Consider the following 11,610-nt stretch of genomic DNA (forward strand, 5'->3'; position numbering starts at 1 on the left):
CCGGCACACCGACGACTCGCAAGCGTCGTCGAGGAGCCCGAGAGCCCGCCCCATCAACTGGGGCGGGCTCTCACCACGACCGGCACCACCACCGAAGAACCCGAACCTCTGAAAGGACGTCCATGCCAGCGCACGACTCCCGCCTCTGGACCATCGACACGCCGAACACGAGCTACGTCGTGGCCGTGGACGAACACGACCGGCTCCGCGGCCTCCACTGGGGACCCAGGCTGAGCCCCGAGCAGGCGCTGGCCCTCCTCGACCTGCCCGATTCCCCGTTCCGGCCCGTCGTGGGCCGCGAACCGCGCTTCGACCTCGGGGCGGGGTCGGCGTTCCAGTACGGCCACAACGGCCTCCAGGTCCGCTTCAGCGACGGCACGCGCGACCTCGAACTCGTCTTCGCCGAGGCGGTCGAGGAGGACGGCGACCTGACCTTCGTCTTCACCGACCGGCACTACCCGCTCGAAGTGCGCACCCGCTACCGCAGCCACCCCGGTTCCGACGTCATCGAACGCACCCTCGCCCTGCGCAACACCGGCACCGAGCCGATCGAGGTCGTCCGCGCCGACTCGGCGACCTGGGTCGTGCCCGGACTCGACGCCCCGCGCCTGAGCCAGCTCCACGGCGAGTGGGGTGCCGAAACACAGCTCACCCGCACCACGATCCCGTACGGCGAGACCGTGATCGGCTCGCGGCGCGGCATCACGAGCCACCAGGCGAACCCGTGGGTCGCCATCGACGACGGCGAGGCCACCGAGACCTCCGGACCGGTCTGGTCCACCGCGCTCGCCTGGAGCGGCACCTGGCGCATCACCGTCGAGAAGGGGCCGACGGGCAGCGTCGTCGTCTCCGCCGGCTTCGGCCACGACCCGATCGCGATCCGCCTGGGCGGCGGCGAGACGCTCGAGACCCCGATCGCGGCCGGCCTCCACACCGCGGGCGGCTTCGCCGCGGCCGCGAGCGCCTGGCACGACTACGCGCTCGCGCACGTCCTGCCGCACCCCGACGAGGTCCGCCCCGTCCTCTACAACTCCTGGGAGGCGACGGAGTTCGACTTCACCGCCGAGGATCAGATGCGCCTGGCCGACCGGGCGGCGGCCATGGGCTGCGAGCTGTTCGTCATGGACGACGGCTGGTTCGGCGCCCGCGTCAACGACCGGGCTGGTCTGGGCGACTGGACCCCGAACCCCGACCGTTTCCCGGACGGCCTGGGGCCCTTGATCAAGCACGTCCACGGATGCGGGATGCGGTTCGGGATCTGGGTCGAGCCGGAGATGGTCAACCCCGATTCGGACCTGTACCGGGCCCACCCGGACTGGGTCTACCACCAGCCGAACCGCCGCCGCAGCGAAGTGCGGCAGCAGCTCGTGCTGAACCTGGCCCGCCCGGACGTGGCCGAGTTCATTCACGCCCGCCTCGACGAACTCTTGAGCCAGAACGAGATCGACTTCGTCAAGTGGGACATGAACCGGCCCTTCACGGAGGCCGGCTGGCCGGGCGATGAGGACCCCGACCGCCTCTGGTTCGACCACACCCGCAACCTCTACGCGATCCTCGACCGGCTCCGCGCCGACCACCCGACCTTGCGGATCGAGTCGTGCTCCTCAGGCGGCGGCCGGGTCGACTTCGGCATCCTGCGCCGCACCGACCAGGTGTGGACCTCGGACAACACCGATGCGGTGGACCGGATCGCGATACAGGACGGCTTCGCGCAGGCGTACCCGGCGCGGGTCATGGGCGCCTGGGTCACCGACTCGCCGAACCCGTTGACGCGCAGGGAGGTCCCGCTGGACTTCCGGTTCCATGTCGCGATGGCCGGGGTGCTCGCCGTCGGCGGGGACCTGCGGATCTGGAGCGATGAGGACCAGGCCCGCGGCGCCGAGCTGGTGGCCGACTACAAGCGGGTCCGCCCCGCCGTCCAGCTGGGGCGCCGCCGCCCGCTGCGGGCCGGCGAGGTCACGGGCGTCCAGTACGACCGGGGCGACCAGACGGTGGTCCTGGTCTGGCGCAAGGCCCGGTCCTTCGCGTACCCGGACCCGCTGCTCAAGCTCCACGGACTCGACCCCGACGCGCGCTACCGCGACGAGCGCACCGGCCGCGTCCACCACGGCGCGATCCTGGCCTTGCACGGACTCGACCTGGGCCTCGACCCGGCCGACTACGCGTCGGCGATGATCGAGCTGACGAGGCTCCCGTAGCAATTCCTTTGCAGACCGCGGCGGCGGGCGGTGCGCCCGCCGCCGCGGGCTCCTTACGTACTGCGCCCCAGGAGAAGCAGCCGCCGATGACCCGCCACCGCCCGGACTAGGGTCAGTTCATGATCGCGGCTCTCATCGCCGAGCATCCGTGGCTGAGTCCGGCCCTGCTCCTGGTCTTGATCGTTCTCGGGTTCCTCGTCGGCCCCCGGCTCTCGGCGCGCCCGACGGTCGCGTGGGCGCTGGCGGGCGCCTCGGTCGTCGCGGTGATGGCGGCGGCCGTGGTTCCCGAGGACCGCGTGCTCCAAGCACGATGCGAAATCGCATGGTCGCTACCGACCCCGGAGCGGGTCGAGCCGTTCGCCAACCTGGTCCTGTTCATCCCGATCGCATTTCTCATCGCAGTCGCGGGGAAGCGCCCGCTGCTCGGTCTCCTTGCGGGCGTGACGTTCTCAGCGCTGATCGAGGCGGTCCAGGCGCTGCTCCCCGCCATCGGACGGTCATGCGACACCGGCGACTGGGTCGCCAACTCGATCGGGGCGATCGGGGGAGCGGCGCTGGCCTGGGCGGTGATCCGCCTGCGGCCTCGCGGCGCGGACGACGCCGACCGGCCGAGTGCCTAGCCCACCGGTCCCCTGGCCGGGCGCTCAGCGCCCGGATTCGGCGCGGCTCGGCCATGAGCTCTCGACGGGTGATCGGGGGACTCAACGGCCTGCGCCTGCTGCGCCGCCGCCACTGGAGGGCATGAGTGCTCCGGCCTCGCGCCGACCGCGCCCGGTTACCCTCTGCGGGTGAGCAGCCTCGCCTCCAACGGCACCGGCCGGGTGCCGGTCATCGTCCTGTCCGGTCACCTCGGCGCGGGGAAGACGACGTTGCTCAACCATCTGCTGAGCCGCCCGGGCGCGCGGGTCGGCGTGGTCGTCAACGACTTCGGCGCGGTGAACGTCGACGCCGCCCTGGTGACCGGGCAGATCGACGAGCCGGTGTCGATCTCCGGCGGCTGCCTCTGCTGCCTGGACGACGCCGGCGGCCTCGACCTCGCACTGGAGCGGCTGACCGATCCGCGCCGCCGACTCGACGCCGTCATCGTCGAGGCCAGCGGCATCGCGGAACCGGGCGCCCTGGCCTGGATGATCCGGGCCAGCAAGGTGGCGCGGGTGCGGCCGGGCGGCGTGATCGACGTCGTCGACGCGGTCGAGCACTTCACCACCGTGGACCTCGACGGCCCGCCGCCCGCGCGGTTCGCCGTCGCGACGCTGGCGGTGATCAACAAGATCGACCGGCTCCCCGCCGACCGGGCCGAGTCCGCGCTCGCCGGGATCGAGGCGCGCATCCGCGAAGTCAACCCCGGCATCCACATCGTGCGCACCTCGCGCGGCCGGGTGGACCCTGAACTCGTGTACGACGTCGCCTCCGCCGACGACCCGCAGGACGAGCTTCCCCTTGCGGCGCTTGCCAGGCAGGCGCACCACCACGAAAGCCACCGGCACGCCGCGGCCGTGACCGTGCGAACCTCCGCCGCGGTGGACCCCGGCCGCCTGGTCGAACTGTGCGAGGACCCGCCGGAGGGCGCCTACCGGATCAAAGGCACGGTCACCGTCGAGACGGGCCGCCGCCTGCGGAGTTTCACGGTGAACGTGGTCGGCGACCAGGCCCACATCGCCGACCGCGCCGAGACCGCCCGCGGCAGCGAGCTGGTCGCGATCGGGACCGGCCTCGACCCGGAGCTCGTGCGACCGCTCCTTGACGCCGCCCTGGCGCCGACAGATCGCAGTGACCCCGATGGCCTGCGCCGGCTGCTGCGGCTGCGCGACCTGAGTCGCTGACCCGGCGGCACCACCGGAGCAGGGTGCCCGGCGGTTCCGATTCCCGAGCCGGTCGCCGTGACATCCTGAACCCGCGCCGCCGCGGCGGCCTAACCGAGGAGTGCATATGGAACCGGGAACCTTGTGGAGCATGGGCGACTACGCCTCGAACGGCGACCGCTGGGCCGCCGCGAGCCGGGAGTTGGCCGCGGAGACGGTCCGGACCGGCATGACGGTGCTCGACATCGCTTGCGGCCCAGGACCGTTCGCGATCGCCGCCGCGCACGCGGGAGCGCGTGCGACCGGACTCGACGCCGCGCCGAGACTGCTGGAGGTCGCGAAGCAGCGGGCCGGGGACGCCGGCGTCGCGATCGAATGGATCGAGGCGGACATGACCGCCGTGCCGCTCGGCGACGGCGCCTTCGACCTCGTCGCCTCGGCCTTCGGCTGCATGTTCGCTCCCGACGCCGAGGCGATGGCCGCCGAGCTCGTGCGCCTGTGCCGCAGCGGCGGCCGGATCGCCGTCCTGGCCTGGACGCCCGAATCGGCGTTCGGCTCGATGGCGCCGCTGGTCGGGCCCTACCTGCCCGGCGGCGGCGGGGCTTCGCCGGTCGAGCGCTGGACCCGGCCCGAGAACGTCAAGGCGGTGTTCGCGGCGCAGCCCGTGCGCCTCCAGTTCACCGTCCGCACGGTCGACGTCGTCTGGGACGACCTCGACCACGCCGTCCGCGACATCACCGAGAACAACCCGGCCTGGCTCGGCATCCGCGCCGCCGTGGCACCGACCGGACGCTGGAGCGACCTCGAGGCCGACCTCCGCGCGCTCCTCGCCGCCCGCGGACGCGCCGAGCCCGGCCGGTTCACGCTCCCGGTCGAGTACCTGGAGACCCTGGCCGCCAAGGACTGAACCCCGGCTTACCCGAGCGGCCGGAACAGCAGCTGCGGGACGCCCTCGATGTCGATGCGGCTCACCGCGATCCGGTAGACCGGTTCGATCGTCTCCGGACGCAGCACCTCGGCCGGCGGGCCCGCCGCGGCGACGCGGCCCTCGTCCAGCAGGACGAGGGTGTCGCAGTACCGGGCCGCGAGGTTGAGGTCGTGCAGCACCGTGACCGTGCACAGTGGCAGGCGCTTGACCAGCGACAGGATCTCGTGCTGGTAGCGCACGTCCAGGTGGTTCGTCGGCTCGTCGAGCAGCAGGTGCGTGGCCGCCTGGGCGAGCGCCCGGGCGATGAGGGCGCGCTGGCGCTCGCCGCCCGAGAGGCCGCCTAGGGGGCGGTCGGCGAGGCCGTCGATGCCGGTCTGGCGCATGGCCTCGTGGGCCGCGTCCCGGTCCTCATCGGTGTAGGAGCTCCAGCCGCCGCGGTGCACCGAGCGGCCCAGGAGCACCGATTCCCATACGGTCAGCGGGAACTCGCTGTGCTCCTCCTGCGCGACGGCGGCGAGGCGCTCGGCCCGCTCGCGCGGCTTCAGCGAGGCGAGGTCGTCACCGTCCACTGTGGCGGTGCCGCCTGCGCGGCGGACCGCGCCGAGGAGGGCGCGGAGCATGGTGGACTTGCCGCTGCCGTTGGGGCCGACCAGGCCGGTGACGCGGCCGTCGGCGGCAGTGAGGTCGACCCCGTCGAGAGCGGCGGTCCGGCCGTACGTGACGGCCAGACCGCTCGTCTCGATCATGCGGTGGCGCCTTCGATGAGCGTTGCGAGGCCGCGGAGCGCGCCCTGGTCGGGGTTCACGTCGGTGGCGCTGACACCGATGATCCGGTCGTGCTGCACCGCTTGGAGGTCGGTGGCTCCGGGCTCGGAGAGGAGCTTCGCCTTCGCGTCCTCGAAGCTCTCGCCGTAGCCGCCGTAGCTGAGGACGATCACCTGCGGGTCGGCGTCGAGCAGGGTCTCGAAGTTGGCCTCGAAGTAGGCGGACTGCTCGGCGGCGTAGACGTTCTCCAGGCTCGCGCGTTCCAGGAGGTCGTTGGCCATGCTGAGGCCGCCGTGGGCGCTCATGCTCGAGGAGGACGACCAGTAGTAGACCGAGGCGGCCGTCTGCGTCTGGGCCGGGGCCTGCGCCTCCAGTTCGGACAGTTCGGCCTGGAAGCCCTCGATGCTCGCCGCGGCGGCGTCCTGGGTGCCGAAGACCTCGCCGTAGCGTTCGATGTCGGCGAAGACCGATTCGAAGCCGATCGCCTCGACCACGGCCTCGTCGTGGTTGCACTCGCCCGCGACGATGAGGTTCGGGATGCCCGCGGCCTCGAGCGCTTCCGGTGCGGCCGTGAAGAGCCCGTACCCGACGACGATGTCGGCTCCGGTGCCGATGATCGCCTCGGCGGCCGGGTCGGCCTGGTCGATGACCTCGATGTCGTCCGGCGGGTTCTGGAGCCCTTCGGGCAGCGGCGCTTCGAACTCGCCGGAGCGGGCGATGATGCGGTCGGACGCCCCGGCCGCGTCGAGCAGCGCGACCGCGCTGTGCCCGATGGTGAGCGCCGCCTCGGGCTCGGCCTCGATGGTGACGTCCTCGCCGCAGTTCTGGACGGTGAGCGGGTACCGCGAGCCGGCCTCGGCGGACTGCTCGGTCGCGGGACCGGAGCCGCACGCGGCCAGGGCGAAGGTCAGCGCGGCCGCGGTCGCGGCCGGGATCAGATTGGGGCGCATCGGGATCGGGGTCTCCTCAGGGTTCGGTGTTCAGCGGGCGCCTTGGCGGCGCACCAGGACGATGAGCAGGGGCGTGCCCACCAGCGCGGTGAGGATGCCCAGGGGGATCTCGCCGGGGGCGAGCAGTGTGCGGGCCAGCGCGTCCGCCCACACCAGGAGGATCGCTCCGGCGAGTGCGGAGGCGGGGACGACGAGGCGGTGGGAGGCGCCGACCATGAGCCGCACGAGGTGGGGGACGACGAGGCCGACGAAGCCGATGGCGCCGGCGACGGCCACTGCGGCGGCGACGGCGAAGCCGACGAGGAGAGCGGCCGCGGCCCGGAAGCGGGTGGGGTCGGTGCCGAGGCTGTGGGCGGCGTCGTCGCCGATGGCGAGGGCGTCGAGCCTGCGTGCCCAGCCGGTCATGGCGAGGGTGACGGCGACGGCGGCGGTGGCGGCGATCGGCAGGGTGCCCCAGTGCGCTTGGGCGAGCGAGCCGAGTGACCAGAACATGACGGCGCGGGCGCCGTCGCGCGAGTCGGAGGCGAAGATCAGGAAGTTGGTGAGGGCGGAGAGCGCGAAGGCGACGCTGATGCCGGCGAAGACGAGTCGCGCGCCGATGAGGGTGCCGCCGGTGCGGGCGACGGCGAAGACGAGGGCGATCGCGGCGAGGGCGCCGACGAGGGCGGAGCCGGTGAGGCCGAGGACGCCTGCGCCGAAGCCGAAGAGGATGCTCGCGGCGGCGCCGGTGGAGGCGCCGGAGGCGACGCCGAGGAGGTAGGGGTCGGCGAGGGGGTTGCGCACGAGGGCTTGGACGGCGGTGCCTGCGACGGCGAGGGCGGCGCCGACGCAGGCGCCGAGGAGGGCCCGGGGGGCGCGCAGGCCCCACACGATGTTGTCGTCCGAGACCGCCCAATCGGCTGCGCCGTAACCGAAGAGGTGGTGGGCGAGGATGCGGGAGACGGTGCCCGCGTCGATGGGGACGGGGCCGACGCCGACGGCGATGGGGAGGGACGCGATGAGCACAGTGGCCAGCAGGGTGATCCACATCGCACCGAGGGTCGCGCGGCGTCGTCCCGGCGCGGTGGTGCGCGCCTCGACCTGCCTGTTCGGTTCGACCGCGGTCGCCATGCGACTCCTCTCCGTGAAATTTCGGTATTGACAATCGTTCTCAAAAAGCTAGCATGGGTGCCAGTCGTTCGCTCCAACCCCCCGAAGGGCGCTCCCTTGATCCACCTGCGGCTGATTCCCCTGGCCCGCAACGCCGCTCCGCTGATGGCGCTGCTCATCCTGATCGGTGCCGCCGTCAGCGCGGCGGCGATCGGCCAGGCCCTGGTGACCGCCGAGATCTTCTCCGGCGTCACCACCGGGCAGCCCCTCACCGACCTCACGGTCTGGCTCGGCCTGCTCGCCGCCGCCCTCTGCGCCCGCCCCGCCCTCGTCTTCGCCCGCGAACTGACCGTCCACGCCGTCGCCACCCGCTTCAAATCCGACCTGCGCGCCCGCCTCCTCGACGCCCAGACCGAGGCCGGGCCGATCGCGCTGGGCCGCGAGCGCAGCGGCCACCGCCAGTCCCTCATGACCGACGCGGTCGAGAGCCTGGAGCCGTACTTCGGCCGCTACGTGCCGCACCTGGTCGTCACCGTCGTGACCTCGATCGGCGCGGTGGTCCTCCTCGCGTTCATCGACCCGGTCGTGGCCGTCGTGACGGGCGCGGTCGCGCTCGCCGTGCCGCTCACGCCGCGGTTGTGGGACAAGCTCCTGGCCGACCGGGGCGAATCCCACTGGGAGGCCTACTCGGACCTCAACGCGGACGTGGTCGACTCCTTGCGCGGCATGACGACCCTGAAGGCGCTCAACGCGGCCGGACGCCGCCGCGGCGACCTCGAACGCTCCTCCGGGAACCTCCTGGCCGCCACGCTGCGCCAGATGAAGATCTCCTTCATCGAGTCCGGGCTCACCGCCGTGTTCCTCCTTGCCGGGCCCGCGATCGCCCTGGCCGTGGGCATCGCCCGCGTCGGCTCCGGCGCGCTCGAGGCGACCGCATTGTTCGCCGTCGCGCTCGTCGCCTTCGAGGCGTTCCGCCCCTTCAAAGAACTGGCCAACCACTGGCACGCCGGCTACTTCGGCGTCGCGGCCGGGCGCCGCATCCTGCCGATCCTCAACGCCCCCAAGCCTCCCGAACCGGCCCGCGCGGCCGACGGCCCCCGCTTCGCCCCCGAGGCGAACGCCGTCGAAGCGGTAGGGCTCGGCTTCACCTACCCCGGCGCCGCGACCCCGGCCCTCGCCGACGTGGACCTCGCCATCGCGACCGGCCGGACCCTCGCGGTCGTCGGCCCCTCCGGCTCCGGCAAGTCCACCCTCGCGAACCTCCTTCTGCGCCTGGCCCTGCCAACCGAAGGTGAGCTGCGCATCGGCGGCGCACCCACGGCCGACCTCACCCGCGAGCAGTGCACCGACGCCGTCGCCGTCGTCTCCCAATCGCCCCTGCTCTTCGCGGGCACGGTCGCCGAGAACCTGCGCCTGGTCGCCGCCGACGCCGACGACGCCGCCCTGCGCCGCGCCCTCGCCACCGCCGGAGCGACCGAAATGGACGACGAGCGCCGCGGCGGCCTCGACACCCAGGTGGGCGACGGCGGCTCGCTCCTGTCCGGCGGGCAGCGCCAGCGCCTCGCCATCGCCCGCGCCCTCCTCAAGGACGCGCCGATCCTCGTCCTCGACGAGGCCTCCAGCGCCCTCGACGCCCGCCGCGAAGCCGAGGTCTACGCGGCGCTCGCGGGCAGGCGCACCGGCTCCGGCGTCCCGGTGACCACAGTGGTCATCGCGCATCGGATCGCCTCGGTCCGCGAGGCCGACGTGATCTGCGTCCTCGACGCCGGACGGGTGGCCGAGACCGGCACCTGGGAGGAGCTCATCGCCCGCGACGGCCTCTTCGCCCGGCTTGAGCGCGCCCAGCGAACGGAGGTCGGCGTCTGATGCGCCCCAACGGCAACGCGGCACTCCTGCGACCGGTCCTGCGCCTCGTCGACGTCGTCGGCGAGCACCGCGGCCTGTTCGTGCGCTCCACCCTCAGCATCGCCGCCTTCCAGGCGTTCGGCGCGCTCGCCTCGGGCCTGAGCGCCTACGCCGCGGCCGTCCTCGTCGCCGACCCCGCCGGCACCGGCCTCGCCCGGCTGCTCCTCATCGCCCTCGCCGGCGCGGTCATCGCCCACAGCGTCTTCGTGTGGGCCGAGTCGTGGATGAGCCACGTCCTGGCCTACAAGGTCCTCGACGCCCTCCGGCTGCGCCTGCACGACGCGATCGAGCGCATCACCCCCGGCGGCATGAAGCGCCGCCGCGCGGGCGAGGTCTCCGGCGCGGCCATGGCCGACATCGAGAGCCTCGAATGGTTCTACGCCCACACCGTCGGCGCCGCGATCTGCGCGATCGCCGGACCGCTCATCGTCATCGCGGCCCTCTTCGCGCTCGTCGGACCGGCCGCGCTCATCGCCCTCGCCGGTGTCGCCGCGCTCCTCGCGGTGCCCTGGCTCATGGGCCCCCTCCAAGCGCGCCAAGGCAAAGCGGTGCGAGACGAACTCGCCGAACTCAAGGCCATAGCCCTGGAAGGCGCCGAAGGCCTGCGCGAGATGCTCTCCCTCGGCCTCGCCGCCCACCAGCGGCGGCGCGTGCTGGACACGACCGCCCGCGTCCAGCGCCGCAAGCGGGCGTTCGCGCTCCGCGCCGGGGCCGAGAGCGCCCTCGCCGACCTCGTCGTCGCCGCCACCATGATCGCGTTCGTCGTGGCGCTGGCCTCGGCGGTGCGCGCCGGGAGCCTCGACCCGGCCCTGTTCCCGGCCGCCGTGGTCCTCCTGGCCGCCGCGTTCGCCCCCGCCGCGGGCGTCTTCCCGATGTTCCAGCGGCTGGGGGAGATGTCCGCCGCCGCGACCCGCGTGCTCGACGTGCTCGACGCCCCCGCGCTGGTCGCGGACACCGACAAGGCCGCGACCGGGCCCCGGGCCGGCGCAGTCCGCTTCGAAGCGGTCGACTTCGCGTACGAACCCGGCACGCCGGTCCTCAAGGGACTCGACCTCGCCATCGCGCCCGGCGAGCACGTGGCCCTCGTCGGCGCCTCCGGCGCGGGCAAGACCACCATCGCGCACCTGCTCATCCGCTTCTGGGACCCGGTCTCGGGCCGGATCGTCCTCGACGGCGAAGACCTCGCCTCGATGCGCCTGGCGGACGCCCGGGAGCGGATCGCGCTGATTCCCCAGCACCCCTACGTGTTCCGCGGGACCATCCGCTCCAACCTGCTCCTGGCCGACCCCGACGCCACCGAGCCCGCCATGTGGAAGGCCCTCGAGAGCGCGCAGCTCGCCGACACCGTGCGGGACTGGCCGGGCGGCCTCGACGAGCCGGTCGGCGAGAACGGCTCCACCGTCTCCGGCGGCCAGCGCCAGCGGCTCGCCATCGCGCAGGCGTTCCTGCGCGAACCGGACGTCCTGGTCATGGACGAGGCCGCCGCGCACCTGGACGCCGTGGGGGAGCAGGCCCTCGCCCGCGCCGTCGCCGAGGTCCAGGCCGGGCGCACCACGATCGTGATCGCCCACCGCGTCTCGACCATCCGCCACGCCGACCGCGTGATCCTCCTCGTGGACGGCGCGGTCGCCGCCGAGGGCACGCACCCCGAACTGCTCGAGCGCAGCGGCGAGTACCGCTCGCTGCTCGCCCGGGCCGCAGACCCCGGGGCGGCCGCCCCGGCCGTTCGTCGAACCACCGCTGAAAGGAGGTGAATGAACCATGAAGCAGCAGAAGAAGATCGCCGTCAAGCCGGTCGCGACCGAGCGCGCCGAGGAGAAGCTCCTCGCGCCGAACTCGAACAACCACGCGACGGTGTCCACCGCGTTCGCGTGGGCCCAGTAAGACACGGAGGCCGCCCCCGCGAGGCGGGCGGGCCCCCACCCAGGGGCGGCGCCGCCCCCCCCGGGGGGGGGGGGGGGCCCAAAACAAAAC

10 protein-coding genes are annotated in these 11,610 nt (G+C 73.2%); 7 read left to right on the plus strand and 3 right to left on the minus strand.

From position 1 onward, the window contains the following. The first annotated feature begins 122 nt into the window (after positions 1 to 122). The 4 genes from QWI33_RS18000 (at position 123) to QWI33_RS18015 (ending at position 4,907) form a co-directional block, all read left to right on the plus strand. Complete coding sequence (locus QWI33_RS18000; protein ID WP_289958528.1) at positions 123 to 2,198, plus strand: alpha-galactosidase; 2,076 nt, start codon at positions 123 to 125, stop codon at positions 2,196 to 2,198. A gap of 119 nt (positions 2,199 to 2,317) precedes the next feature. Further along, positions 2,318 to 2,818, plus strand: coding sequence for a VanZ family protein (locus tag QWI33_RS18005; RefSeq protein WP_289958529.1), 501 nt, complete (start codon positions 2,318 to 2,320; stop codon positions 2,816 to 2,818). A gap of 168 nt (positions 2,819 to 2,986) precedes the next feature. After that, the gene (locus QWI33_RS18010) at positions 2,987 to 4,021 is read left to right on the plus strand and encodes a CobW family GTP-binding protein (protein WP_289958530.1); all 1,035 of its coding nucleotides are present in this window, start codon (positions 2,987 to 2,989) and stop codon (positions 4,019 to 4,021) included. A 106-nt stretch (positions 4,022 to 4,127) separates the two neighbouring features. Next, positions 4,128 to 4,907: a class I SAM-dependent methyltransferase gene (locus tag QWI33_RS18015; protein ID WP_289958531.1), complete on the plus strand. Its 780-nt coding sequence runs from the start codon at positions 4,128 to 4,130 to the stop codon at positions 4,905 to 4,907. 8 nt (positions 4,908 to 4,915) lie between these two features. Here QWI33_RS18015 and QWI33_RS18020 read toward each other — a convergent pair whose 3' ends face one another. From QWI33_RS18020 to QWI33_RS18030, 3 genes are read right to left on the minus strand one after another with little or no spacing between them, the layout of a single operon-like run. Further along, positions 4,916 to 5,674 carry an ABC transporter ATP-binding protein gene (locus tag QWI33_RS18020; RefSeq protein ID WP_289958532.1) on the minus strand — a complete coding sequence of 253 codons (759 nt, stop codon included), beginning with the start codon at positions 5,672 to 5,674 and terminating at the stop codon, positions 4,916 to 4,918. Continuing rightward, a complete protein-coding gene (locus tag QWI33_RS18025; protein WP_289958533.1) occupies positions 5,671 to 6,642 on the minus strand; it encodes an ABC transporter substrate-binding protein in 972 nt (323 codons plus the stop codon). Before QWI33_RS18025 ends, QWI33_RS18020 begins: the two co-directional genes overlap by 4 nt. 30 nt (positions 6,643 to 6,672) lie before the next feature. Further along, positions 6,673 to 7,752 (minus strand): FecCD family ABC transporter permease, encoded by a 1,080-nt coding sequence (locus tag QWI33_RS18030; protein WP_289958534.1) that lies wholly within the window; start codon positions 7,750 to 7,752, stop codon positions 6,673 to 6,675. Between the two features lie 96 nt (positions 7,753 to 7,848). Here QWI33_RS18030 and QWI33_RS18035 point away from each other — a divergent pair, with 96 nt between their 5' ends. Genes QWI33_RS18035 through QWI33_RS18045 form a run of 3 tightly spaced genes read left to right on the plus strand, consistent with a single transcriptional unit; the run spans position 7,849 to position 11,520 of the window. Next, positions 7,849 to 9,597 (plus strand): ABC transporter ATP-binding protein/permease, encoded by a 1,749-nt coding sequence (locus QWI33_RS18035; RefSeq protein ID WP_289958535.1) that lies wholly within the window; start codon positions 7,849 to 7,851, stop codon positions 9,595 to 9,597. After that, positions 9,597 to 11,390, plus strand: coding sequence for an ABC transporter ATP-binding protein (locus QWI33_RS18040; RefSeq protein ID WP_289958536.1), 1,794 nt, complete (start codon positions 9,597 to 9,599; stop codon positions 11,388 to 11,390). The genes QWI33_RS18035 and QWI33_RS18040 overlap by 1 nt, the downstream gene beginning before the upstream one ends. A 7-nt stretch (positions 11,391 to 11,397) precedes the next feature. Continuing rightward, positions 11,398 to 11,520 (plus strand): hypothetical protein, encoded by a 123-nt coding sequence (locus QWI33_RS18045; RefSeq protein ID WP_289958537.1) that lies wholly within the window; start codon positions 11,398 to 11,400, stop codon positions 11,518 to 11,520. Positions 11,521 to 11,610: the final 90 nt, after the last annotated feature.

The organism is Glycomyces tritici (assembly GCF_030403505.1).

Bases quoted from the DNA above. Each gene is read 5' to 3' on its own strand.
- QWI33_RS18000 (WP_289958528.1), top strand. From the start codon at position 123: ATGCCAGCGCACGACTCCCGCCTCTGGACCATCGACACGCCGAACACG.
- QWI33_RS18005 (WP_289958529.1), top strand. From the start codon at position 2,318: ATGATCGCGGCTCTCATCGCCGAGCATCCGTGGCTGAGTCCGGCCCTG.
- QWI33_RS18015 (WP_289958531.1), top strand. From the start codon at position 4,128: ATGGAACCGGGAACCTTGTGGAGCATGGGCGACTACGCCTCGAACGGC.
- QWI33_RS18020 (WP_289958532.1), bottom strand. From the start codon at position 5,674: ATGATCGAGACGAGCGGTCTGGCCGTCACGTACGGCCGGACCGCCGCT.
- QWI33_RS18025 (WP_289958533.1), bottom strand. From the start codon at position 6,642: ATGCGCCCCAATCTGATCCCGGCCGCGACCGCGGCCGCGCTGACCTTC.
- QWI33_RS18030 (WP_289958534.1), bottom strand. From the start codon at position 7,752: ATGGCGACCGCGGTCGAACCGAACAGGCAGGTCGAGGCGCGCACCACC.
- QWI33_RS18040 (WP_289958536.1), top strand. From the start codon at position 9,597: ATGCGCCCCAACGGCAACGCGGCACTCCTGCGACCGGTCCTGCGCCTC.
- QWI33_RS18045 (WP_289958537.1), top strand. From the start codon at position 11,398: ATGAAGCAGCAGAAGAAGATCGCCGTCAAGCCGGTCGCGACCGAGCGC.